At 61.5% G+C, this 23,906-nt stretch carries 21 protein-coding genes; 19 read left to right on the top strand and 2 right to left on the bottom strand.

Annotated features, from left to right (window positions below):
* Window positions 1-50 precede the first annotated feature (50 nt).
* The 19 genes from glyQ to ABLV49_RS18465 all read left to right on the top strand — a co-directional run bounded on the left by glyQ (window position 51) and on the right by ABLV49_RS18465 (window position 22,175).
* The gene (gene glyQ, locus ABLV49_RS18555; protein ID WP_011799865.1) at window positions 51-977 is read left to right on the top strand and encodes a glycine--tRNA ligase subunit alpha; all 927 of its coding nucleotides are present in this window, start codon (window positions 51-53) and stop codon (window positions 975-977) included.
* Window positions 978-980: 3 nt separating this feature from the next.
* Window positions 981-3,167, top strand: coding sequence for a glycine--tRNA ligase subunit beta (glyS, locus tag ABLV49_RS18550; protein ID WP_349278762.1), 2,187 nt, complete (start codon window positions 981-983; stop codon window positions 3,165-3,167).
* Between the two features lie 7 nt (window positions 3,168-3,174).
* The gene (locus ABLV49_RS18545; RefSeq protein ID WP_349278760.1) at window positions 3,175-3,843 is read left to right on the top strand and encodes a hypothetical protein; all 669 of its coding nucleotides are present in this window, start codon (window positions 3,175-3,177) and stop codon (window positions 3,841-3,843) included.
* An 11-nt stretch (window positions 3,844-3,854) separates the two neighbouring features.
* Window positions 3,855-4,427 (top strand): D-glycero-beta-D-manno-heptose 1,7-bisphosphate 7-phosphatase, encoded by a 573-nt coding sequence (gene gmhB, locus ABLV49_RS18540; RefSeq protein WP_349278758.1) that lies wholly within the window; start codon window positions 3,855-3,857, stop codon window positions 4,425-4,427.
* A gap of 139 nt (window positions 4,428-4,566) precedes the next feature.
* Window positions 4,567-5,334 carry a lysophospholipid acyltransferase family protein gene (locus ABLV49_RS18535; RefSeq protein ID WP_349278756.1) on the top strand — a complete coding sequence of 256 codons (768 nt, stop codon included), beginning with the start codon at window positions 4,567-4,569 and terminating at the stop codon, window positions 5,332-5,334.
* Between the two features lie 205 nt (window positions 5,335-5,539).
* Window positions 5,540-6,304, top strand: a complete 765-nt coding sequence (locus ABLV49_RS18530) for a M48 family metallopeptidase (RefSeq protein WP_349278754.1) — start codon at window positions 5,540-5,542, stop codon at window positions 6,302-6,304.
* A gap of 116 nt (window positions 6,305-6,420) precedes the next feature.
* Window positions 6,421-6,861: a response regulator gene (locus tag ABLV49_RS18525; RefSeq protein ID WP_349278752.1), complete on the top strand. Its 441-nt coding sequence runs from the start codon at window positions 6,421-6,423 to the stop codon at window positions 6,859-6,861.
* Between the two features lie 67 nt (window positions 6,862-6,928).
* Window positions 6,929-10,465 (top strand): PAS domain S-box protein, encoded by a 3,537-nt coding sequence (locus tag ABLV49_RS18520; RefSeq protein ID WP_349278750.1) that lies wholly within the window; start codon window positions 6,929-6,931, stop codon window positions 10,463-10,465.
* Between the two features lie 112 nt (window positions 10,466-10,577).
* A complete protein-coding gene (locus ABLV49_RS18515) occupies window positions 10,578-11,219 on the top strand; it encodes a response regulator (RefSeq protein ID WP_349278748.1) in 642 nt (213 codons plus the stop codon).
* A 52-nt stretch (window positions 11,220-11,271) separates the two neighbouring features.
* On the top strand, window positions 11,272-12,831 hold the full coding sequence (locus ABLV49_RS18510; protein ID WP_349278746.1) for a sensor histidine kinase: 1,560 nt from the start codon (window positions 11,272-11,274) through the stop codon (window positions 12,829-12,831).
* A 222-nt stretch (window positions 12,832-13,053) separates the two neighbouring features.
* Window positions 13,054-13,449, top strand: a complete 396-nt coding sequence (locus tag ABLV49_RS18505) for a MerR family transcriptional regulator (protein ID WP_011799875.1) — start codon at window positions 13,054-13,056, stop codon at window positions 13,447-13,449.
* A gap of 81 nt (window positions 13,450-13,530) precedes the next feature.
* Window positions 13,531-13,974 carry a PaaI family thioesterase gene (locus ABLV49_RS18500; protein ID WP_349278743.1) on the top strand — a complete coding sequence of 148 codons (444 nt, stop codon included), beginning with the start codon at window positions 13,531-13,533 and terminating at the stop codon, window positions 13,972-13,974.
* A gap of 42 nt (window positions 13,975-14,016) precedes the next feature.
* On the top strand, window positions 14,017-15,198 hold the full coding sequence (locus ABLV49_RS18495; RefSeq protein ID WP_349278741.1) for an isovaleryl-CoA dehydrogenase: 1,182 nt from the start codon (window positions 14,017-14,019) through the stop codon (window positions 15,196-15,198).
* A 62-nt stretch (window positions 15,199-15,260) separates the two neighbouring features.
* Window positions 15,261-15,911, top strand: a complete 651-nt coding sequence (gene can / locus ABLV49_RS18490; RefSeq protein ID WP_349278739.1) for a carbonate dehydratase — start codon at window positions 15,261-15,263, stop codon at window positions 15,909-15,911.
* 77 nt (window positions 15,912-15,988) lie between these two features.
* Window positions 15,989-17,860: a bifunctional isocitrate dehydrogenase kinase/phosphatase gene (aceK, locus tag ABLV49_RS18485; protein WP_349278738.1), complete on the top strand. Its 1,872-nt coding sequence runs from the start codon at window positions 15,989-15,991 to the stop codon at window positions 17,858-17,860.
* 50 nt (window positions 17,861-17,910) lie between these two features.
* Entirely contained in the window at window positions 17,911-19,092 is a 1,182-nt protein-coding gene (locus ABLV49_RS18480) for an acetyl-CoA C-acyltransferase (protein ID WP_349278737.1), read from the top strand.
* Window positions 19,093-19,137: 45 nt separating this feature from the next.
* Window positions 19,138-20,268: an acyl-CoA dehydrogenase family protein gene (locus ABLV49_RS18475; protein ID WP_349278735.1), complete on the top strand. Its 1,131-nt coding sequence runs from the start codon at window positions 19,138-19,140 to the stop codon at window positions 20,266-20,268.
* Window positions 20,269-20,295: 27 nt separating this feature from the next.
* The gene (locus ABLV49_RS18470) at window positions 20,296-20,712 is read left to right on the top strand and encodes a rhodanese-like domain-containing protein (RefSeq protein WP_349278734.1); all 417 of its coding nucleotides are present in this window, start codon (window positions 20,296-20,298) and stop codon (window positions 20,710-20,712) included.
* Between the two features lie 302 nt (window positions 20,713-21,014).
* Entirely contained in the window at window positions 21,015-22,175 is a 1,161-nt protein-coding gene (locus ABLV49_RS18465; protein WP_349278732.1) for an aminotransferase class V-fold PLP-dependent enzyme, read from the top strand.
* Window positions 22,176-22,197: 22 nt separating this feature from the next.
* Here the strand turns inward: ABLV49_RS18465 and ABLV49_RS18460 are convergent, their stop codons facing one another.
* On the bottom strand, window positions 22,198-23,166 hold the full coding sequence (locus ABLV49_RS18460; protein ID WP_349278730.1) for a TRADD-N-associated membrane domain-containing protein: 969 nt from the start codon (window positions 23,164-23,166) through the stop codon (window positions 22,198-22,200).
* Between the two features lie 393 nt (window positions 23,167-23,559).
* Entirely contained in the window at window positions 23,560-23,871 is a 312-nt protein-coding gene (locus tag ABLV49_RS18455; protein WP_349278728.1) for a hypothetical protein, read from the bottom strand.
* Between the last annotated feature and the right edge of the window lie 35 nt (window positions 23,872-23,906).

Below are 23,906 nucleotides of genomic sequence, written 5' to 3'. Positions count from 1 at the left end.
AGCGGTGACGATAATAGGCGGCTATACGTTTTTTGCCACGGCCCCTTTTTATGCTCACTTTCCAGCAAATCATCCTGAAACTGCAGTCCTACTGGGCCGACCAGGGCTGCGCGCTTTTGCAGCCCTATGACATGGAAGTCGGCGCCGGGACTTCGCATACCGCTACATTTTTAAGAGCGCTTGGCCCCGAGCCGTGGAAAGCGGCCTATGTGCAGCCGAGCCGCCGCCCGAAAGACGGCCGCTATGGCGAAAACCCGAACCGCCTGCAGCACTACTACCAGTACCAGGTCGTGCTCAAGCCGGCGCCCGCCAACATCCTGGAGCTGTACCTGGGAAGCCTCGAAGCGCTGGGCTTCGATCTGAAGAAAAACGACATCCGTTTCGTCGAGGACGACTGGGAAAACCCGACGCTGGGCGCCTGGGGCCTGGGCTGGGAAGTCTGGCTCAATGGCATGGAGGTGACGCAGTTCACCTACTTCCAGCAGGTCGGCGGCATCGACTGCAAGCCGGCCACCGGCGAAATCACCTACGGCCTGGAGCGCCTGGCGATGTATTTGCAGGGCGTGGACAACGTCTATAACCTGACGTGGACCGACGGCTTGACCTATGGCGACGTGTACAAGCAGAACGAGGTCGAGCAATCGACCTACAACTTCGAGCATTCCGATACCGACTTCCTGTTCACCGCCTTCAGCGCGCATGAAAAGCAGGCCAAGCACCTGGTCGAGCAGCAACTGGCCTTGCCGGCCTACGAGCAGGTGCTCAAGGCGGGACACAGCTTCAATCTGCTCGACGCGCGCGGCGCCATCAGCGTGACCGAGCGCGCCGCCTACATCGGCCGCATCCGCAACCTGGCGCGTGCCGTTGCGCAAAGCTATTACGAGAGCCGCGAGCGCCTGGGTTTCCCCCTCGCGCCGCGCGAATGGGTGGAACAGATGACAAAAACAAGCAAGACGACGACGAAGAAGGGCGCCTGAACCATGACCACCAAAAACCTTCTGGTCGAGTTGTTCGTGGAAGAGCTGCCGCCCAAGGCGCTCAAGAAGCTCGGCGATGCCTTTGCCGGCGTGCTGGCCGAGCAGCTCAAGGCGCTGGGCCTGGCCACGGCTGAATCGGTGGTCACGGCGTATGCCTCGCCGCGCCGCCTGGCCGCGCACATCAGCCACGTCTGGCTCAAGGCCTCCGACAAGGCCGTGCAGCAAAAACTCATGCCGGTGTCGGTCGGGCTCGATAGCGCCGGCCACGCCACGCCCGCGCTGCTGAAAAGGCTGCAGGCGCTGGGCGCCGACCTGTCCGATCCGGTGGCCGCTGTCGCCGCCTTGATACGCGCACCCGATGGCAAGGCCGAAGCGCTGTTCTACAACAGCCTGGTGACCGGCGCCACGTTAGATACCGGCCTGCAAAAAGCGCTGGAAGAAGCGATTGCCAAGCTGCCGATTCCGAAGGTCATGAGCTACCAGCTGCAAACCGACTGCGAGCTGCCCGGCTGGACCAGCGTGAATTTCGTGCGTCCGGCGCACGGCCTGGTCGCGCTGCATGGCAGCACCGTGGTGCCCGTCAAGGTGCTGGGCCTGACGGCCGGCAACACCACGCATGGCCACCGTTTTGAAGCCGCCGTTGATCCGGTGCTGCTGGTGGACGCCGACAGCTACGCCGTCACGCTGGAAATCGACGGCGCGGTGATCGCCAGCTTTGCCCAGCGCAAGGCCGAGATCGCGCGCCAGCTGGCCGAGGCGGCCGCCGAACTGGGCGGCGGCGTCCAGCCGATTGAAGACGACGCCCTGCTTGACGAAGTGACCGCGCTGGTCGAGCGGCCCAACGTGCTGGTCTGCGAGTTTGAAAAAGAGTTCCTCGATGTGCCGCAGGAATGCCTGATCCTGACGATGAAGGCGAACCAGAAATACTTTCCGCTGCTGGATGCCTCGGGGAAACTGACGAACAAGTTCCTCGTCGTCAGCAACATCAGCCCCGAAGACGCCAGCTTTGTCATCGGCGGCAACGAACGCGTGGTGCGCCCGCGCCTGGCCGATGCGAAGTTCTTTTTTGACCAGGACCGCAAGAAGACGCTGGCTTCGCGCGTTGAAGGCCTGGGCAAAGTTGTTTATCACAACAAGCTGGGCACCTTAGGCGATCGCATGAGACGCGTTGGTGATATCGCCTATCAAATTGGCATGAAGCTGGCTGCGGTCGAAGGGGATTCAGCGTTGGCGATTCACGCTCAGCGTGCAGCCCAGCTTGCAAAGGCTGATCTTGTCACTGACATGGTGGGCGAATTCCCTGAGTTGCAAGGCACGATGGGACGTTACTACGCGCTCAATGATGCGGTTCGGCAAGATATCGCCGATGCGATTGAAGATCATTACAAGCCGCGCTTTGCCGGTGACGAGTTGCCGCGTGGTGAAGTGGGCGTGGTCGTGGCGCTGGCCGACAAGCTGGAAACGCTGGTCGGCATGTTCGGCATTGGCAACCTGCCCACGGGTGACAAAGACCCGTTCGCGCTGCGCCGCCATGCGCTGGGCGTGATCCGGATGCTGGTTGAAAAAGACTTGTCGCTGGGCCTAGCCGAGTTAATTGAATCTGCGAAAATCGTATTTGGCGATATATGGATAAAGCTGCCTGACGGTAATGTCGGATTGATGAAGTCCAGTGAATGGAATCTGGCTCCCTTGCTCGACTTCATCTACGACCGCCTATCCGGCTCCCTGCGCGAACAAGGCTTCAGCGCCCAGGAAGTCGATTCAGTCGTCTCCCAAAAACCGCAGCGCCTCGGCGATGTGCCCAAGCGCCTAGCCGCCGTTCGCGCCTTCGCCGCGCTGCCTGAAGCCCCTGCGCTGGCCGCAGCCAACAAGCGCATCGGCAACATCCTCAAGAAAACGCTGGAAGTGGACCCGCATGTCAGCGAACTGCTGCTCAGGGAACCGGCTGAAATCGCCCTGTACGCCGCGATGAAAGACATCGTTCCCCAGGCCAACGCGCAGTTTGCCGCCAGCGACTACACCGCTTCGCTGCAAACCCTGGCGGCCCTGCGCGCGCCGGTCGATGCTTTCTTCGACGGCGTGATGGTGAACGCCGAAGAACTCGACCTGCGCCTGAACCGCCAGGGGCTGCTCAAAAGCCTGCATGACGCGATGAACCGGGTGGCCGACCTGTCGCGTCTGGTCGCCTGAACTGGCCGTGCATTCAGCCGAATCCATGACGCGCCCGGACACCGGACTTTCCCCTGCGGCGACGGCGCTTTCCGGCTGGACCTCGCAGCGCACCGCCTGGCTGCTGTTCGGGCCGCCCGCCTTCATGGTCGCGGTGCGCTGGCTGCTGCAACTGGCTGACGACCGCCAGAACGCGACGCCGGCCCTTTCGCTGGCGCCGGTTTCGACCACGACAGGCATGCTGGACCTGCTCTGGCCGGTGGCGCTGGCGCTGGCCGTGCTGGTCGCCGCGGGGCTGGTGATTCGCCGGCTGGGCTGGCGCCGCGTCATGCCGGTGATCGGCGGCGCTTGGCTGCTGCTCTGGCTGTTTGGCAGCGGCGCGATGCTTGAGCGGCACCTGAACCGGCAGGGGCTTTTCTTGCAGGGCATGAACGCAGCGGCCACCGCACCTTCAGCGCCCGTGACGGCCCGGATCGTGACCACCAAGTTCAAGCCGCCCAGCCTGCGCAGCCTGGGCGGCACCGAACTGGTGCTGCAGGTCGCAGGCCTTGAAATTCCGCAGCGCCTGCTGATCGACGATGCCAGGGCCGCGCCTCTCAAGCTCGGCGACACCGTGGCGCTGCAAATCGCCCCCGGCCGCTTCAGTGGCCTGTTCGTCACCGGCTGGCAAGCGTCGCCAGCCACCGATTCCCATTGATGGGCCTCCCCATGAAACTAGTCATCCTCGACCGCGACGGCACGATCAACAGCGACAGCGACGACTTCGTCAAGACGCCCGAGGAGTGGCTGCCGCTGCCCGGTGCGCTCGAAGCGATTGCGCGGCTCAACCATGCCGGCTGGCATGTGGTGATTGCCTCCAACCAGTCGGGACTGGGGCGCGGCCTGTTCGACGTGGTCTCGCTCAATGCCATGCACGCCAAGATGAACAAGCTGCTGGCGCTGCAGGGCGGACGGATTGACGCGGTGTTTTACTGCCCGCACACCGCCGATGAAAACTGCCACTGCCGCAAGCCCAAGCCCGGGCTGCTTGAGCAGATCGGCATGCGTTTTGGCGTGCCGCTCAAAGGCGTTCCCATGGTGGGCGACTCGCTGCGTGATGTCGTCGCGGGCGCGGCCGCCGGGTGCGAGCCGCACCTGGTGCTCACCGGCAAATCGCAAAAATACCGGGGCATGGCGCCGCCCGAAGGTTTACCGGATGGAACGCGGGTGCACCAGGACCTGGCGGCATTTGCCGACTTCGTCCTGGCGCGCGCGGCCCAGTCTGAAGCCGCCAGCCGCTGATGCTATAAAAATAATAGCTACCTGCGCCCGTATCATCTGCGCAAAAGGCCTGAAACATCATATATTCAGACTTAGGTGCACCGCCTTGGCGCCTGAATCCCGAAAAATAACCCAACCAACCCTGCCGGAACCCTTTGCCATGCCCCTGATTCGCTCCGTCCTGCACATGCTGTGGCTGACCCTTACCGTGATTCCGTGGGCGCTGTTCGTGGTCATCGCCTCGCTGTTCGTCAACAGCACCACCATGTACTGGATGTGCGCCCGCTGGCTCAAGCTGGCGGTTGACAGCGGCACCCTGATCCTGGGCATCAAGAACCGCGTGAGCGGCCTGGAAAACCTGCCCAGCGGCGAAAAAAGCGCAGCCGTCCTGCTGGTCAAGCACCAGTCCACCTGGGAGACGCTGACCATGCCGGCGATCATGCCGCACCCGCTGGCCTATGTGTTCAAGAAGGAACTGCTCTATATTCCATTTTTTGGCTGGGCGATGGCACGCATGGACATGATTCACATTGACCGCAGCCAGCGCACGCAGGCCTTCAGCAAGGTCGTCGCGCAGGGAAAGCGCCTGATGGCGCAAGGCACCTGGGTCATCATGTTTCCCGAGGGGACGCGCATCAACCGGGGCCAGAAAGGCGTCTATAAGTCGGGCGGCACCCGGCTGGCCATCGAAACCGGCGCGCCGGTGATCCCGATTGCCGTGACATCGGCCAGGTGCTGGCCGCGCAAGGCCTTCATCAAGAAGCCGGGCATTGTCGATATCTCGATCGGCAAGCCGATTCCCAGCGCGGGCCGCAAGCCCGACGAGTTGATGCGCGAAGTCGAAGCCTGGATCGAGGCCGAAATGCGCCGCCTTGACCCCGAAGCCTATGCCGGCCGTGACGCCACGCCCGCCAGGGTTCGCTCCTGAGGGGATGAAGGTGACGCGCCAGGCACGGCAACCGGCGGCGATGGCGCGCAGGCTTGTCCAGCTGACGCTTGATCTTTTCGGGCCTGACCGTGCCGCGCCCGCCGGCAGCCTTGCCAGCGCTGCCCAAGCTTCGGATTCGGTACAAAATAGGCCTTCTGCGCAGGTGGAGCAAGCACAGGCAGCTATCGAAACAGTAGCAAATCCCGTGCTTCCAGCGCTGGCCGCCTTTCGCCACCCGCGCGCCACGCGCGAAATCGTGCTTGATGGCCGGCTGGTGGCCTATGAGGTCAAACGCCGCAAGCGCCGGACCATCGGCTTTTCCGTCGGTGCCGAGGGGCTGGCCGTGAGTGCGCCGAAATGGGTGCCGCTGTATGAAATCGACCAGGCCGTGCAAGGCAAGTCGGGCTGGATTCTCAAGAAACTGCATGAGACGCACGAGCGGCACCGCCAGCTGGAATCGGCACGGATTGACTGGCAGGAGGGCGCCACCTTTCCTTTTCTGGGCGAGTCCGTCCGGGTGGTTCTGGATTCATGCCAGCTTCATACCGCCCTGGAAGCCGGGTCCGCAAGCGCCGAAGCCGCGCGAATCCTGCGCATCAAGCTGCCGCCCGATGCCACGCCGGGCCAGATTCAACTCGCTGTGCAGGCCTGGCTCCTGCAGCAGGCCCGGCAGCTTTTTAGCGCCCGGCTTGATTTTTTCGCGGCGCAACTCGGTGTCGAGTGGCGCAAGCTCAGCCTTTCCAGCGCCGCCACGCGCTGGGGCAGCGCCAGTACCAGCGGCGCCATCCGGCTCAACTGGCGACTGGTGCATTTCAGTCCGGCCGTGGTGGACTATGTGGTGGTTCACGAACTCAGCCACCTTCGCTTCATGGACCACAGCCCGCATTTCTGGGCCACCGTGCATGGCGTCATGCCCAACCATGCCGCATTGCGACGCCAGCTCAAGGATGAAGTCATCCCGCGCTGGTAATTCAAAACGGTGAATGGTGATATTTTTGTAAGAAACAGAAAGTTCCGAGACATCAATCAAATTCTGCGAATAGTTGAAAGTGACTACAATTTGTGGCTAACTTTGGAAAAATACGCATGTCGGATAAGCTGATACTTGTTGTTGAAGACAACCCGGACCATCTGGAACTGACAGTATTAACACTGGAGGAGTTGGGCTTGAGCGCCGAGATTGCCGTGGCCCGCGATGGCGCCGCAGCACTTGACTACCTGTTTGGCCAGGGCCAGCACGCGGGCCGCGATGTGCGCCGGCAACCGGCCTTTATCCTGCTCGACATGAAGCTGCCCAAGCTCTCCGGGCTTGACGTCTTGCGCAGCGTTCGCAGCAATCCCCTGACGGCGCTGGTGCCCGTGATCATGCTGACTTCTTCCAGTGAACATTCGGACATGGTCGCCTGCTACCAGAGCGGGGCCAACAGTTTTGTTCGCAAGCCCGTCGATTTTGTCGATTTCACCGAAAAACTCAATCGTTTGCAGGCGTACTGGCTGGGTGTGAATGAGTCGCTGGCGGCGGCTTGACGGTTGGCGATACCTTTATTAGCCAAAACCCGTGGGTTGAAGTGCTGCGCCTGCAAGCCTCCCCACCATGAAATTGCAGCTGACCCTGCGCCAGCGCCTTGTTTTGCTGTTGATGGCCGCCATGGCGCCGTTGTTTGGCCTGGCCATTTTCAACGCCCAGCTGAACGCGGATGCCGCCGTCAGCCGGGCCACTGACAACCTGAAGTTCGCGGTCTCGCTGGCCGCCTCAAACCAGCAGCGGATGACCGAGACGGTGCATCAGCTGTTGATCGCCATCAGCCAGGTTCCCGACATCCAGCAGGGCCAGCCGGCGCCCTGCAACCGTTACCTTGGTGAGATCAAGCGGCGCTTGCCCGACTACATCAACCTCGGTGTTGTCGGCATGGATGGCTATGCGCGCTGCCACGCACTCGCGGAAGGTTCCCAGGGAGCTGCGCGGGCGTTTTTTGGTGATCGCCTGTATTTTCGTGAAGCCGTCGCCCGGCGCAATTTTTTTGCCGGCGAGTACATCGTGGGGCGTATTACGGGCAAGCCTTCCGTGACGTTTGCCTTGCCGGTGCTCGACGTGCAAGGCCGTGTTTCCTTTGTGGCCTATGCCTCACTCGACCTGTCGAGCATGGCCAGGTCAATCGCCGCCATCGAGTTGCCAGCCGGTGCCAAGCTGGGAATCCATGACCGATATGGCACCTTGCTGGCCGGGACCAGCGGCATTCCCATCGCCATTGGACAAAAGACCGGCAGCCCGGTTCTGCAGGAAGCGGTCAGAACGCTGGAAACGGGGGTGCGCGACGGCCTGGATGCTGCGGGCCAGCATCAGCTCTGGGCCTTCATGCCCAGCAGTTCCCAGGCCGACACCGCCTTTTTCGTGGCGGTCGGCATGGACCGCAGCACGATCCTGGAGCCCAGCCGGCGCCAGATGTGGCTGGAACTGGGTGCGCTGGCGCTGGTGGCTTTCTTGGGTGGATGGATGGCCTGGGTACTGGGCAGCCGCACCATTGTGAAGCCCGCCGCTGACATTCTTGAGGCGACCCGGCAGCTCCAGCAAGGCCGGCTTGATGTGCGCATCCCGACTCAATCGGTGCATGCCAGCCAGGAGCTGATGCAGATCGCCGTCGGATTCAACCGCATGGCCGAGTCCGTGCAGGCGCATCAGGCGGCGCTTGAGGCTGAACTGGCCAGCAGCCAGGCTGCCCGGGAAAGGTTGAAGGACGCGCAAAGCCTTGCGCGCATCGGCTACTGGCAGATTGATCTTGCAACCCAGCAGATTTCCTGGTCCGACGAGGTTTACGAGTTGTTCGGCATCGACCGTACCCAGCTTGACGGCACTTATCAGAGCTTTCTCAACTGGATTCATCCGTCTGACCGTGAGGCTTTCACGGTGGTCCGCGATGCTGCGGTTCGGGCCGGAACCGCGCTGGATTGCGAGTTCCGCGTCATCGCGCCAGGGGGACGGATTTGCTGGATTCATCAGTTTGGCCGGGTTCATTTCAACCCCGATGGGCATGCATCAACGCAGCGCACCGGGGTGATTCAGGACATCACGCAGCGCAAGCTTGCCGAACAGGCGCTCATCGACAGTGAGCAGCGCTATGCGGAACTGCTGGAAATGGTGCCCCTTCCGATGTGGGTGTACGACAGCGCCACGACACGCTTCCTGGCCGTGAACCAGGCGGCGGTCCAGGCCTATGGCTATTCGGCTGCGGAATTCCTGTCGATGACGATTTTTGACATTCGGCCCGAGGCTGAACATGCGTACCTGCGCCAGTGGCTGGACAATCCGTTACGAAAAAAGGCCTTGTGGCACGATCTGCGCAGGGATGCTTCCCTGTTTTCGGTCGAGACCGTGTCGCAGCCGATTCAGTATGCCGGCCGGGCGGCGCGCCTTGTCGTCGCGATGGACAAAACCGCCCAGGACAAGGCCGAAAAGGAAACCCAGGACTACCTGTTCACATTGCAGCGCGCGGCAGACGCAGCCCAGGCCATCACCTGGCACCAGACGCTGGAAGGCACGATGCAGGAAATTGCCGACCAGGCGCGCGGCGTGATTGGCACGCATCAGGCGGTGGTGAGCCTGAGCGTGGACGGCAATCCCTTGCAAATGACGCATGCGCTGTCACTGTCTGAAAAATATGAACCCTACCGCAGCCTGATAAAACCGGCTGACGGCAGCGACATCCAGGCCGTGGTGGGTGAGAGCAACCGTTTGATGCGCATGACCCAGGCCGAGCTTGAGGCACATCCTCGCTGGCCTGGCTTTGGCGGCCATGCGGGCAAACATCCGCCCATGCGTGGCTGGCTGGCGGTGCCCCTGATTGGAAAAAATGGAAAAAACATCGGCCTGCTCCAACTGTCCGACAAGTACGAGGGCGAGTTCACCAAGCAGGATGAATATGTGGCGCTGGAACTGAGCCACCTGGCCTCCGCCGGCCTGGAAAACTCAAGACTCCTGGAAGAGATTAGCCAGCTGAATGCCGGCCTGGAGCAAAAAGTGGCCGAGCGTACCGTTGCGCTGGCGCGTCAGGAAGCCCTGTTCCGGGCATTGGCCGAGCAGGCGCCGCAGTTGGTGTGGACCGCCAGCCCCGATGGGGAAGCCACCTATTTCAACCGCGCATGGTTCGACCTCATGGGCGGAAAACTTGAGGACTGGACCGGCTTGCAGTGGCTTGCCGTCATTCATCCTGACGATGTGTCCGACATCCAGTCCAGCTGGAAAATCGCCAGGGCCAGCCAGTCCTCTTACGCAGGCGTGCGGCGCCTGCTGGCCGAAGACGGCAGCTGTCACACCATGGCCTACCGAGGCTCGCCGGTGCTTGACGAGCAGGGCAAGGTCGCCTTCTGGGTGGGCATTGATGCCGACATCACGGAAATCAAGGCCATCGAGGCGGCCTTGCGACTGTCAAACCAGGAACTCGAAGCTTTTTCTTATTCCGTCTCGCATGACCTTCGCTCGCCGCTCAACACCGTTGACGGCTTCAGCCGCTTGCTGGCCAAGCAACTGGCGCAGCAACTGGAGGGTGAGGCGGACGCGAAGGTCAGGCACTATCTGGCGCGCATCCAGGCGGGCGTGGCCCAGATGGGGCAATTGATCGAGGATTTGCTGTCCTTGTCGCAGGTAACGCGCGCCAGGTTGCATACTGAACGGGTCGATCTGTCGTTCATGGCCCGCAGCCTTCTGGATGAATGGCAAATCCGCCAGCCCGAGCGCCAGGTCACGGTGACCGTGGAAAGCGGCTTGCAGGCGCAGGGTGACAGGCCGCTTGTCAGGATAGTGATGGAAAACCTGCTGGCCAACGCCTGGAAATTCACCTCGCAAACAGCACAGGCCAACATCAGCGTGGGTCAAACATTCGATGCGGCCGGGTTGCCGGTATTTTTTGTCAGGGATAACGGCGCGGGCTTTGACATGGCTTATTCAGACAAGCTGTTTGACCCTTTCCAGCGCTTGCATGCGGCTTCCGAGTTCTCGGGAACCGGCATCGGGCTGGCAACCGTCAGCCGCGTCATCAAGCGGCATGGCGGGCGCATATGGGCTGAGTCAGCGCCTGCCTGTGGCGCCACTTTCTTTTTTACGCTGCCCCAAGGCAAGGCATACGACGCAAGTTGATGGTTTGCCAGTTTGTGCATTTGGAATAGGAATTTTCTTTCTTTACAGATAAAAATCTGTAAATTGATTAAGATTACATCTGTGACAAATTTAAACTTCTTAAAGTGCCGTGATGCTGCGTGAACCAAAAACCTTCGAGGCGGCCATAACCGCGACTGATTTTTCAAGCGAGGATTACTGCGGCACGAGTTATGCGGCCAAGGTGCTCGGGTTGTCTGTCGCCACGGTCCAGTCGCTGGTTGAAAAAGGTGAAATCGAAGCCTGGAAGACGCTGGGCGGCCACCGGCGGATTTCCCTGCATTCCCTCAATGCCTACCTGACCAAATACAGCCCGCAGCTCTCGCGGGCCGATCTTCATCCCAAGCACCGTTTGCGCGTGCTGGTGGTGGAAGACGACGAGGCCGCGCGGGATTTGTACCGCTGCCATTTTGACGAGTGGGATCTGCCGGTTGACTGCACCTGGATGTCATCGGCGCTGGATGCGCTGATGGATATCGCCAGCATGCGGCCGGATTTGCTCATTGCTGACTTGTCGATGCCGGGCGTCGATGGCATCGAGATGCTCAGAACCATCAAACGCAACCAGCATCTTGCAGACATGCAGATTGTGGTGATCAGCGGCATGGCGGTCGAGGCCATTGCCGCCCGTGGCGGCCTTCCGCCACAAGCGCGCCTGGTTCAAAAACCGGTCAATTTTGACTGGCTGCAAGGCTACGTCACCGCACTGGTCATGGCCAATGCCAAATGGCGCTGATTGCTTTCCCCCTTTCTCCAGCCCTTGATTGCATGCCACCAGACTGCCATCCATGAGCCGATTTCTGGACAAGTTCCGGTTGACCCCCGCAGGTAACTTGCCCGACGTGAGCTTGCAGAGTGCCAATTCCATCCTGCCGGCAGCGCAGCCAGAATGGGGATCCCTGGACCTGACCCTCGATGGCATCGTGCTTCTTGACGACAAAGCCGTCATCCTTGACGCCAATGCTCCGGCGCTTGAGTTCCTGCACACCTCGCTGTCCGCCATCAGCGGCTACAGCTTGTGGGACGTGGTGCCCGAGGAAGTTGCCAAGCAGAACGAAGAGGCCACCGAGCTGGCTCTGGATTCTGCGGACCGGCATAGCTTTATTGCCCATGAGAGTTTTGAAAACAGCTGGGTCGAATACACCTTCAGGCGATGCCCGGCAGGTTACGTCGTCAACCTGCGCGAAGCGGGCCCCGCCCAAAAATACCAGCGCCTGCTGGAAGACAGCAAACGCTACAACCAGCTGATTTTTGAAGCCAATCCGAATGTCATGTGGGTCTTTGACCGAACCACGCTTCGAATCTTTGCCGTCAACCAGGCGGCCGTCAAGTTCTACGGCATTGCCCGCAAGGTTTTCATGACGCTTGGCATGGAAGCGCTCTTTCCCCAGGGAGAAGGTGCCGAACTGCTGCGCTCCCTGCAGACCGGCAAGGAAGAGCAGTCTGAAATGCGGCTGTGCAAGCAGAAAAAAATGGACGGCAAGGAAGTGCTGGTTGAACTGGCCTGGAGCCAGGTCAAGTGGGATGGCCATCAGGCAGTGCTGGTGAGCCTGGCCGACATCAGCGACCGGCATCTCGCTGACGGCGTCCTGAAAAGAGCCAATGCGGAACTGCAAAAGACACTCGTCGCCCAGCAGGTCGAACTGAAAAATGTCCGGCATGACCTGCTCACCTTTACCCAGGCCGTGTCCAGTGACTTGCAGGACTCCCTGCATGTGGCCCATGGCTTTGCCGCCAGGCTGGCTGAAAAGTATTCGCTGGTGCTGGACGACCAGGGCCGCCACTATGTCAGGCGCATTCAGGCCAGCATCAGCCAGCTGGCCAAGCTGGTCGATGACCTGCGAACACTCGCCCAGCTGCCGCTGCGCTCCGGAGTTCCTGCAATGGTCAATCTGGCACCGGTCTGCCTTTCATTGATCGCTGATTTGCGCAAGCGCGACCCGGACCGGGACGTGACCATCGAGATGGACAGCCGCCTGATGCTGGTCGGGAACAAGGGGCTTTTGACGACCGCCATGACCTGCCTGCTGGAAAATGCCTGGAAATTCACCTCCAAAAAGACCGAGGCATGGATCAAGGTCGGGCTGCTGCCCGGCAAGGCGCCGGGTGAACTGGTGTTGCTGGTGGCCGATAACGGCGCAGGATTTGATCCGGTTTACAGCGGCAATCTTTTCACCGCGTTTCAGCGCCTGCACTCTTCAGCCGACTTTCCGGGCAACGGGCTGGGGCTGGCCATCATCAAGCGGGTTGCGCAGGTGCATGGCGGCACGGTATGGGCTGAAAGTCCTGGCCAGGGGGGCGCCAGTTTTTTCATGTCGCTTCCGCAAGGGGAAGCCAGCGCTTCCTGATTCAGGGTTTCCGGAGCGTCAACGCCCGGCCCAGGCTTCATCCCATGCATGCCGGCTTCGGGGCCAAGGGCTATTGCCAAAGCAATGACCGGGTGGCTTTCCGGCAAAAAACAAACCTTTCCCCATTCACGTTATATTTGACGTTTACGTAAACGTAAGACAACATCGGTTCAAGATGCGCACTTGCGTGACTGTTGCTGTTGCTGCTATTTTTTTCTCATCATGGCCACTACCTACACCATCAGCGACCTCGCCAAAGAGTTTGACCTGACCACCCGCGCCATGCGCTTTTACGAGGACATGGGTTTGCTGCAGCCCGAGCGCGAAGGGCCGGGCGGTCGCAACCGCGTGTATTCGGCGCGCGACCGCACGCGCCTCAAGCTCACGCTGCGCGCCAAGCGCCTGGGGCTGTCGCTCACCGAGGCCAAGGAAATCATCGATTCCTATGACAGTCCGCGCGACACGGCTCCGCAACTGAAGAAATTCCTGGCCATTTTGGCCGACCACCGCAAGAAGCTCGAAGACCAGCTGGTGGACTTGCAGGCCAATCTGGATGAAATTCGCACCCACGAAAAAGAAGCCCGGGTGCTGCTGCTCAAGGCTGAAAAATTAAAATAGGCCATAATTGACGTTTACGTAAACGTCAAGCAAAATGCCAGCCTGCAAGACGCCATCAACCTCTTCTTCACGGGCCTTTTTATGAATGCAGCCACCGCGCCGTCAGAGCTGTTCCAGCGCATCGAAGCGAGTTTTTTACGCCAGGGGCTGATGCGGCACCTGGGCGCGCGGCTGGTGCGGGTCGAGCCCGGCCTGTGCGAGGTGGCGCTGCCGTATTCGGAACGCATCAACCAGCAGCAGGGCGGCTTTCATGGCGGCGCCATGGGCGCGCTGGCCGACATTGCCGGCGGTTATGCGGCCATGACGCAGGTGCCTGAAGGTGCCGAAGTCACCACGGTCGAGTACAAAATCAATTTCCTGGCCGGCTTCAAGGGCGGCGAGCTGCGCGCCGTGGGCCGCGTCACCCGGGCCGGAAAGCGCATCATCGTGACCACGGCCGAGGTCACGCACCTGGATGCCAGCGGCAAGGAAAGCGCCTGCGCGCTGATGCAGCAAACCATCGCGCCCGTGACCAAAACCTATTGATTCCCGCGCGACCTTCATCATTTTTTTAAAGAGACATCAATCATGACCAACATGCCCGGACTCAACTTTCAACTCGGCGAAGACATCGACGCCCTGCGCGACGCGGTGCGCGATTTTGCGCAAGCTGAAATCGCGCCGCGCGCCACCGAGATTGACAAGAGCGACCAGTTCCCGATGGACCTGTGGGAAAAGATGGGCGCGCTCGGCGTGCTGGGCATCACGGTGGGCGAAGAATATGGCGGCGCCGGCATGGGCTACCTGGCGCACATGATCGCGATGGAAGAAATCAGCCGCGCCAGCGCCTCGGTCGGCCTGTCGTATGGCGCGCACAGCAACCTGTGCGTCAACCAGATCAAGCGCAACGGCAGCGAGGCGCAGCGCCAGAAATACCTGCCCAAGCTGATTTCCGGCGAGCATGTCGGCGCGCTGGCCATGAGTGAGCCGGGCGCGGGCAGCGACGTGATCTCGATGAAGCTCAAGGCCGAGGACAAGGGCGGTTATTACCTGCTCAACGGCAGCAAGATGTGGATCACCAACGGCCCCGACGCCGACACGCTGGTGGTGTATGCCAAGACCGAGCCCGAACTGGGCGCGCGCGGCGTCACCGCCTTTTTGATCGAAAAAGGCATGCCCGGATTTTCCGTCGCGCAAAAGCTCGACAAGCTCGGCATGCGCGGCAGCCACACCGGCGAGCTGGTGTTCCAGAACGTCGAAGTGCCCGAGCAGAACATCCTGGGCAACCTGAACGGCGGCGCGAAGGTTCTCATGAGCGGCCTGGACTACGAGCGCGCCGTGCTGACGGGCGGGCCGCTCGGCATCATGCAGTCGGTCATGGACAACGTGCTGCCCTACATCCACGACCGCAAGCAGTTCGGCCAGAGCATCGGCGAGTTCCAGCTGATTCAGGGCAAGGTCGCCGACATGTACACCGTGCTGCAGGCCGGGCGCTCGTTTGCCTACACCGTGGCCAAGAACCTGGACATGCTGGGCACGGACCATGTGCGCCAGGTGCGCAAGGACTGCGCTTCAGTCATCCTCTGGTGCGCCGAGCAGGCGACCAAGATGGCTGGCGACGGCATCCAGATTTACGGCGGCAACGGCTACATCAATGAATATCCGCTGGGCCGCCTGTGGCGCGATGCCAAGCTCTACGAAATCGGCGCCGGCACCAGCGAAATCCGCCGCATGCTGATTGGCCGCGAACTGTTCGCCGAAACCTGCTGACTTTTTAAGCCTCGCGGGGCGGTGCAGCACTGTGCTGCTGGCAACTGTTTAAGATGATCTTCATGACTACATCGCTTCAACACTTACTTGACAACAACTGCTGCTGGGCCGCTCGCATGGAGCAGCAGCGCCCTGATTTTTTCAGCCGGCTGGTGGATCAGCAGACGCCCAAATACCTGTGGATAGGTTGCTCGGACAGCCGGGTGCCGGCCAATGAAATCATCGCGCTTGATCCGGGAGAAGTGTTTGTACACCGCAATATTGCAAACGTGGTGGTGCATTCGGACCTCAATGCCCTGTCGGTGATCCAGTACGCCGTGGATCATCTCAAGGTGGAGCACATCATGGTGGTGGGGCATTACGGTTGCGGCGGCGTGCTGGCCGCGCTGCGCGGCACCCGCGTCGGTCTGGCTGACAACTGGCTGCGCCATGTCTATGACGTCAAGCTGCGCCACCGGCAACGCCTGGACCATTTGCCGGTGGCCGAGCAGGAGGACGTGCTGTGCGAGATGAACGTGATCGAGCAGGTGGGCAACGTGGCCATGTCCAACGTGATGCAGGACGCCTGGAGCCGGGGGCAGAAAGTGGAAGTCCACGGCTGGTGCTATGGCCTCAAGGATGGCCTGGTAAAAGACATGGGGGTCAGCATGCGGGGCGCTGATGAAGTGGTGGACGTTTTTCGCGATGCGCTCAAACGCTACCCTCGCGGCTGAGATGCCATTTTGCCGGGCAGATTGCAGCGCCTCAGAGCGGGCAAGCGCCGTCCTCAACTGCATCCACAAGGGTTTTCATGTTCCCGCAACGCCTTGACTCCACCGTGGCCTACGCCATCGCCAAGGCGATGATCGACGGCTTCAACCGCCACTACCGGCTGTTCCGCACAGAGTCGGCGCGCGCCAAGCACCGTTTTGAAACCGCCGACTGGCACGGCCAGCAGCGCGCCCAGCGCGAGCGCATCGAGTTCTACGACCTGCGCGTGCGCGAGGCATCGATCCGGCTGGAGCGCGAGTTCAAGGCCGGCGAGCAGTCCATGGATGTCTGGCACCAGGTCAAGCTGCATTACATCGGCCTCCTGGTCAACCACCACCAGCCCGAACTGGCCGAAACCTTTTTCAACTCGGTCACCACCAAGATCCTGCACCGCAGCTATTTCCAGAACGATTTCATCTTTGTGCGGCCCGCCGTCAGCACCGAGTACATCGAAAACGAGGAACCGACCGCGCAGCCGACCTACCGGGCCTACTACCCGACGCAGGGCAACATGCATGAGACGCTCGTCAAGCTGGTCGAAGACTTTGGCCTGTGCCGCGAGTTTGAAGACCTGCGGCGCGATGCCGGCTATGTCGCCGAGGCCATGACCGCGCGCCTGGGCGACGTGAAGCTGCGCGCCAATTTCCAGATCCAGGTGCTGTCCGGGCTGTTCTTTCGCAACAAGGGCGCCTACGTCGTCGGCAAGATCATCAACGGCTTTGGCGAGATTCCCTTTGCCCTGCCGATCCTGCACCGCCAGCCGCCGCCGGGGCAGGTGCTGCCCGCCGACGGCAAGGGCATCTCCAGCCAGTCGGATGCCGGCAAGCTGGTGATTGACGCGGCCCTGTTCGGCGAGGACGACCTCCTGATCCTGTTCAGCTTTGCGCGCGCCTATTTCATGGTCGATATGGGCATTCCGTCGGCGTTCGTGCAGTTCCTGCGCAGCATGATGCCGCGCATGCCGCGCGCCGAAATCTACAACGCGCTGGGCCTGGCCAAGCAGGGCAAGACGCTGTTCTACCGCGACTTCCTGCACCACCTGCGCCACTCGACCGACAAGTTCCGCATCGCGCCCGGCATCAAGGGCATGGTCATGCTGGTGTTCGATTTGCCCTCGTTCCCGTATGTGTTCAAGGTCATCAAGGACTACTACCCGCCGCAAAAAGACACCACCCGCGAGCAGATCAAGGGCAAGTATTTGCTGGTCAAGCAGCACGACCGCGTGGGCCGCATGGCCGACACGCAGGAATACAGCGAGGTCGCCTTTCCGCGCGAGCGCTTCAGCGACGAGCTGATCGCCGAGATCGAGAAATTCGCCCCCAGCCAGCTGGAGATCAGCGACCGCGACGGCGACGGCCAAATGGAAGTCATCATCAAGCATGTGTACATCGAGCGGCGCATGATTCCGCTCAATATCTACCTGCAGGAGGCGTTCGACTTCGGCGTTGCCGAGCCCGCCGCCAGGGACCAGATCGAGCGCGCCGTGGTCGAATACGGCAACGCCATCAAGGACATGGTCGCGGCCAATATCTTTCCGGGCGACATGCTCTGGAAGAATTTCGGCATCACGCGCCACGGCAAGGTCGTTTTCTACGACTACGACGAGATCGAATACATCACCGACTGCAAGTTCCGCAAGGTGCCGGTTGCGCGCAACGAGGAAGACGAAATGAGCGGTGAAATCTGGTATTCGGTCGGCCCCAAGGACGTGTTCCCCGAGACCTTCGGCCCATTTTTGCTCGGCAACGACGCAGTGCGCGAAGTCTTCATGAAGCACCATGCCGACCTGCTCGATGCCGCCTTCTGGCAACGCCACCAGGCGCGCATCCAGGCCGGCCATGTGTACGACGTGTTTCCGTATGACCAGCAAAAGCGCTTCGCGGTCATGCACGGCCCGGTGCCCGCCGGTTGAAGCCCGTGCAGTCCATTTCCTCTATTTCCAACCTCATTCAAGGAGAAAACATGTCTGAATCCATCGTCATCCTCGGCGCCGCCCGCACCCCCATGGGCGCTTTCCAGGGCGATTTCGCCAGCCTGTCGGCCAACGACCTGGGCGGCGCCGCCATCCGGGCTGCCGTCGAGCGCTCGGGCGTTGCGCCCGCGCAGGTCGATGAAGTGCTGTTCGGCAACTGCCTGATGGCCGGCCAGGGCCAGGCGCCTGCGCGCCAGGCCGGTTTCAAGGGCGGCCTGCCCGCCAGCACCGGCGCGGTCACGCTGTCCAAGATGTGCGGCTCCGGCATGGAAGCCACCATGCTGGCGCACGACCAGCTATTGGCTGGCAGCCGCGACGTGGTGGTCGCCGGCGGCATGGAAAGCATGACCAACGCGCCGTATCTGCTGCCCAAGGCGCGCGGCGGCATGCGCATCGGCCACGACCGCGTGATGGACCACATGATGCTCGACGGCCTCGAAGACGCCTACGAGGCCGGCCGCTCGATGGGCACCTTCGGCGAAGACTGCGCCGCCAAATACGGCTTCACCCGCGAGGCGCAGGACGCCTTTGCCACGGCCAGCGTGCAGCGCGCCAAGCAGGCGACCGAGTCCGGCGCGTTCAAGGATGAAATCACCCCCGTCACGGTCAAGGGCCGCGCGGGCGACACCGTGATTTCGATCGACGAAGGCCCGGGCAAGGTCAAGCTCGAAAAAATCCCGGCGCTCAAGCCCGCCTTCAAGAAAGACGGCACCATCACCGCCGCCTCCAGCTCGTCCATCAACGACGGCGCCGCCGCGCTGGTGCTGGCCCGCGAATCCACCGCCAAAGCGCTGGGCCTCGCGCCGCTGGCGCGCATCGTCGGTCATGCCACCTTTGCGCAGGCGCCCGAATGGTTCTCGACCGCCCCGGTCGGTGCCGTCAACAAGCTCTTGAAAAAAATCGGCTGGGAGGTCAAGGACGTGGATCTGTGGGAAATCAACGAAGCCTTTGCCGTGGTGCCGATGGCCGCGATGGCCGATTTGGGGCTGAGCCACGACATCGTCAACGTCAACGGCGGCGCCTGCGCGCTGGGCCACCCGATTGGCTGCAGCGGCGCCCGCATCATCGTCACGCTGATCCATGCGCTGAAGGCGCGCGGCCTTAAAAAAGGCGTTGCCACGCTGTGCATCGGTGGCGGCGAAGGCACGGCGCTGGCCATTGAAGTGATTTGAAAATGATAGCTAACTACACAGACGCACCAAGCGCAGGAGGCCAATTTGATACTCAATGACGACCAGGAACAGGTGCGCGACGCGGTTCGAGCCTTTGCCCAGGCTGAACTCTGGCCCCACGCCGCGCGCTGGGACAAGGAACACCATTTCCCCAAGGAAGCGCACCGGGGGCTGGCCGCGCTGGGCGCCTACGGCATCTGCGTGCCCGAGGAATTCGGCGGCGCCAACCTCGACTACGTGACGCTGGCGCTGGTACTCGAAGAAATCGCCGCTGGCGACGGCGGCACCAGCACCGCCATCAGCGTGACCAACTGCCCGGTCAACGCGATTTTGATGCGCTACGGCAACCCGGCGCAGAAAAAACAGTGGCTGGTGCCGCTCGCGCAGGGCGACCTGCTGGGCGCGTTCTGCCTGACCGAGCCGCACACCGGCAGCGATGCCTCGTCACTGCGCACCACGGCGGTGAAAGACGGCGACGGCTATGTGCTCAACGGCGTCAAGCAGTTCATCACCAGCGGCCAGAACGGCCAGGTCGCCATCGTCATCGCCGTGACCGACAAGGGCGCCGGCAAGAAGGGCATGAGCGCCTTCATCGTGCCGACCGACGCGCCCGGCTATTCGGCCACACGGCTCGAAGACAAGCTGGGCCAGCATTCGAGCGACACCGCGCAGGTCAACTTCGACAACTGCCGCGTGCCCGCAGAGAACCTGATCGGCGCCGAGGGCGAAGGCTACAAGATCGCGCTGGGCGGACTCGAAGGCGGGCGCATCGGCATTGCCGCGCAAAGCGTCGGCATGGCGCGCAGCGCGTTCGAGGTGGCCGTGGCCTATGCCAAGGAGCGCCAGAGCTTTGGCAGCGCCATCTTCAACCACCAGGCGGTCGGTTTCCGGCTGGCCGACTGCGCGACCCAGCTGGAGGCGGCCCGCCAGCTGATCTGGCACGCCGCCAGCCTGCGCGATGCCGGTCGGCCGTGTTTGAAAGAAGCGGCGATGGCCAAGCTGTTCGCCAGCGAAATGGCCGAGAAAGTCTGCAGCGCCGCCATCCAGACGCTGGGCGGCTACGGCTACGTGAGCGACTTCCCGGTCGAGCGCATCTACCGCGACGTGCGCGTCTGCCAGATCTACGAAGGCACGAGCGACGTGCAGAAGATCATCATCCAGCGCGCGCTGGCTTGAGGCCAAACGCATTCAAGGAGACAAAAAATGCCCATTACCAAAGGTTTCCAGGCGCTCGTCGATGAGGCGATGGAAGAGATCAAGACCTATCCGGTCGAATCGGTCAAGGCCCGATTGAACGACCCGGCCGTGCAGCTCGTCGATATCCGCGACCTGCGCGAGCTGGAGCGCGAAGGCACCGTGCCCGGCGCCTTCCACGCGCCGCGCGGCATGCTCGAATTCTGGGTCGATCCGGCTTCGCCTTATTTCAAGCCGGTCTTCGGCGACGAGGGCAAGGAGTTCATCCTGTTCTGCGGCGCCGGCTGGCGTAGCGCACTGGCCACCAAGACGCTGCAGGACATGGGAATGCGCAACGTCGCCCACATCGACGGCGGCTATGCCGAATGGCTCAAGCTGGGCGCGCCGACCGAAACGCTGGAAGCGCGCAAGGCCAACAAGGCCTGACGATTTGGCTATAAATGACTTTCCGTCCGTCATTCCCGCGAAGGCGGGAATCCAGCGACACGGGCTGAAGCGCTCAAACGAGTCTGGATACCCGCCTGCGCGGGTATGACGACGCAGGGAAGTTATTGCTGACAACATCCTGCGCGGGGTCGCCGCGTCCCTGCCAGTTTTTAGATGAAATCGGCCTCTTGCGCACATCCAGCATGTGCAAGCAGCTATGAATAAGTGAGTGATCCTGAAAAAAAGCGCAGCGTGCTAAGCTGCCAGGACAACTCATTTTTCAACGATTGCGAGACAACACCATGCCCGGACTATTGCCCAACATCGACCCTGACGGCCTGCTTGAATTCTCGGTGGTGTACACCGACCGCGCGCTCAACCACATGTCGCGCAGCTTCCAGGGCGTGATGAACGACATCTCCAGCATCCTCAAGGATGTGTATAAAGCGCATTCCGTGGCGCTGGTGCCCGGCAGCGGCACCTACGGCATGGAAGCCGTGGCGCGCCAGTTCGCCACGGCCAGGCATGTGCTGGTCATCCGCAACGGCTGGTTCAGCTACCGCTGGACGCAGATTTTCGACATGGGGCAGATTCCCGCCTCGTCCACCGTGCTCAAGGCCCGCCAGCTGGGTGCCGGCGCGCAGGCCCCGTGGGCGCCCGCGCCGATTGCCGACGTGCAGGCCGCCATCGCCCGCGAAAAGCCCGCAGTCGTTTTTGCCCCGCATGTCGAAACCGCCTCCGGCATGATCCTGCCCGACGACTATTTGCGCGCCGTGGCCGACGCCGTGCATGAAGCGGGCGGCCTGTTCGTGCTCGACTGCATCGCCTCGGGCGCGATGTGGGTCGATATGCAGGCCACGGGCGTGGACGTCTTGATTTCCGCGCCGCAAAAAGGCTGGAGCAGCTCGCCGTGCTGCGCCATGGTCATGCTCAGCGAGCGCGCCCGGGCCGCCATCGACGGCACCACCAGCTCCAGCTTTTCCTGCGACCTGAAGAAGTGGCTGCAGATCATGGAAACCTATGAAAAAGGCGGCCACGCCTACCACGCCACCTTGCCCACCGACGCCCTGACGCGCCTGCGCGCCGCCATGCAGGAAACCCAGGCCTACGGTTTCGCCAAGGTGAAGGCCGAGCAGGAAGCGCTGGGCAGCAAGGTGCGCGCGCTGTTCGAAAGCCGTGGCCTGCCCAGCGTCGCCGCCGACGGCTTCAAGGCGCCCGGCGTGGTCGTCAGCTACACCACCGACCCCGAAATTCAGTCAGGCCGCAAGTTCCTCGACCAGGGTTTGCAGACGGCCGCTGGCGTGCCGCTGCAATGCGACGAAGGGGCGGACTTCATGACCTTTCGCGTCGGGCTGTTCGGGCTGGAGAAATGGCACCAGGTGGAGCGGACCGTGGGGCAGTTGGCGGCGGCGCTGGACCGGATCGGCCTGGTGGCGCCCGTGGGCGAGGCGGTCGCTGGCTGAGAGGGGGGGGCCTGCACGCGATTCACGGTGTTGCCTTGGCTTCGCTTGCCGGGAGCAAGGAGCGCAGTCCTTTGGCGCCCACAAGGGGCGGCCTTTCGGGCATCTCGTTCCAGTCCAGCACTTTCTCGATGATGGCCTTCTTGATCTCATCGGATTTCTCCAGGGTCTGGATGGTCGTAGCCATTCTGAAGCACAGGATGGAGGTATGGCTATGCATCTGGCGTTTGTAGTAATAGGTCAGTTGGGCGGTCGTGCTGCGGTAAACCCAGAGAAACAGCGCGGATACAAATTCGATGATGGCCGCTCCGCTCAGTATGAGTATCTGGAAATCCTGCTCCGGTCTTGTCAGGCCCAGCTTCTCCACCGGACCCACATACAGGGCGATGCCGATCAGCAAAAGGATGAACCCGAGCCACATCGCCAGTACGGCGTTAAAGAAACTTTTCCGGGTCTGGTTCAGGCCAATCGCGTAATAGGCGTCTAATTGAGCGCGGCTGTATTTCAGCAGCGGAAGGAGGCCCGCTCCATCGCCATGCTCAAGCCGGCTGATCGCATCCTCCTCGGTTTCGCGAACCACGCGCTGGGCATCCTGAATCGTTGCGTTCTCAATCGTCAGTGAGATGTCCGCAAGGAAACCGGCCAGGGCAAGAGTCCCCATGGTCGCAAAGATGGGGATGAAGAAGAGGGCGATGAAGCCCAAGGATGCCTGAATCCAATGCCACCATTGTTGATTCGCGAACACCCATAAGCGACCAGGCAATTCGTACCAGGCAACGTAGGCGAGTGGCACCAGCAGCAGGAATGCCAGGGCGACAACGGCCCACCCGAGGATCACGATTTTTGGACGCCTGAGGAGAAGCTGACGCAATCTCTCCGGGCGCGCGGCTGGTTTCGTGGCTTCGGTCGGCGTACCGGTCTTGTGTTCAGGTCGCTGTCCTGGTGCGGGCGGTTCTTGCTCCGCTTCCTTGGCAAAGACGGTCTCATCCTTCATTTTTATTTCCTCCCAGGCCAGGAGCGTGATGCAGCCCGCACGCCGCCGGGGTAAATACCGGCAGCACCAGCGTCAAAAAATATCCGTAAACGCACGCTAAATGTGCGCTCCTCGATGACCGATGCGTTGAGAAACATCAACTGATTCGCACATGGCTGGAGTCTGCAAAAACCAGGTGGAGCGCACCGTGGGGCAGCAGGCGGAGGCGCTGGACCGGATTGGCTTGGTGGCGACTGTGGGTGAGGCGGTTGCTGGCTGAGGGTTGAATGCCTGCTTTACCAGCGGCCTGATGAAAAACTGATGGGAGTATTCCAAGCGATTCACGGCGCTGTGGGGGCCATTAAAGCGTGTGACAGATTGAACTGTCTACAAAAGTTGGGCAAGGTCCATGAATCACTTTGGCTCATAAACTTTTAATAAAGCCCAATCGTTCAACTGAGCAGCTTCAACTAGCTCATCGAAATCGAGTCCGTCAACATCAAGTTCGTTGGGAAACTCGTCCTCCACTTTGCAGACGAAGATGGTGTTTTGAATTTCCCACCGCACATTGACAACCCTGTGCGGACGCTCGAGACCCCAGAATAGTTCCAGCCCTGGGTATGGCGCGAATGGAAGTTCTTGGCGTCGCTCAAGTGCAGCGAAACGGGCTGAGTCAACTGGTGACTGTGAATCCCAGATGTTCTTGATGATGGTGACTTTAAACATGATGTAAGCCGTAGCTTGACGTTGGTGAAATGTGC

This window comes from Polaromonas hydrogenivorans (genome assembly GCF_040105105.1).
GTDB lineage: Bacteria > Pseudomonadota > Gammaproteobacteria > Burkholderiales > Burkholderiaceae_C > Polaromonas > Polaromonas hydrogenivorans.
This window is presented reverse-complemented; position numbering and strand designations above follow the sequence as displayed.

Bases quoted from the DNA above. Each gene is read 5' to 3' on its own strand.
- ABLV49_RS18495 (WP_349278741.1), top strand. From the start codon at position 14,017: ATGACCAACATGCCCGGACTCAACTTTCAACTCGGCGAAGACATCGAC.
- ABLV49_RS18465 (WP_349278732.1), top strand. From the start codon at position 21,015: ATGCCCGGACTATTGCCCAACATCGACCCTGACGGCCTGCTTGAATTC.
- gmhB (WP_349278758.1), top strand. From the start codon at position 3,855: ATGAAACTAGTCATCCTCGACCGCGACGGCACGATCAACAGCGACAGC.
- ABLV49_RS18455 (WP_349278728.1), bottom strand. From the start codon at position 23,871: ATGTTTAAAGTCACCATCATCAAGAACATCTGGGATTCACAGTCACCA.
- glyS (WP_349278762.1), top strand. From the start codon at position 981: ATGACCACCAAAAACCTTCTGGTCGAGTTGTTCGTGGAAGAGCTGCCG.
- ABLV49_RS18525 (WP_349278752.1), top strand. From the start codon at position 6,421: ATGTCGGATAAGCTGATACTTGTTGTTGAAGACAACCCGGACCATCTG.
- ABLV49_RS18500 (WP_349278743.1), top strand. From the start codon at position 13,531: ATGAATGCAGCCACCGCGCCGTCAGAGCTGTTCCAGCGCATCGAAGCG.
- aceK (WP_349278738.1), top strand. From the start codon at position 15,989: ATGTTCCCGCAACGCCTTGACTCCACCGTGGCCTACGCCATCGCCAAG.
- ABLV49_RS18460 (WP_349278730.1), bottom strand. From the start codon at position 23,166: ATGAAGGATGAGACCGTCTTTGCCAAGGAAGCGGAGCAAGAACCGCCC.
- ABLV49_RS18510 (WP_349278746.1), top strand. From the start codon at position 11,272: ATGAGCCGATTTCTGGACAAGTTCCGGTTGACCCCCGCAGGTAACTTG.
- ABLV49_RS18470 (WP_349278734.1), top strand. From the start codon at position 20,296: ATGCCCATTACCAAAGGTTTCCAGGCGCTCGTCGATGAGGCGATGGAA.
- ABLV49_RS18535 (WP_349278756.1), top strand. From the start codon at position 4,567: ATGCCCCTGATTCGCTCCGTCCTGCACATGCTGTGGCTGACCCTTACC.
- ABLV49_RS18520 (WP_349278750.1), top strand. From the start codon at position 6,929: ATGAAATTGCAGCTGACCCTGCGCCAGCGCCTTGTTTTGCTGTTGATG.
- can (WP_349278739.1), top strand. From the start codon at position 15,261: ATGACTACATCGCTTCAACACTTACTTGACAACAACTGCTGCTGGGCC.
- ABLV49_RS18515 (WP_349278748.1), top strand. From the start codon at position 10,578: ATGCTGCGTGAACCAAAAACCTTCGAGGCGGCCATAACCGCGACTGAT.
- glyQ (WP_011799865.1), top strand. From the start codon at position 51: ATGCTCACTTTCCAGCAAATCATCCTGAAACTGCAGTCCTACTGGGCC.
- ABLV49_RS18480 (WP_349278737.1), top strand. From the start codon at position 17,911: ATGTCTGAATCCATCGTCATCCTCGGCGCCGCCCGCACCCCCATGGGC.
- ABLV49_RS18505 (WP_011799875.1), top strand. From the start codon at position 13,054: ATGGCCACTACCTACACCATCAGCGACCTCGCCAAAGAGTTTGACCTG.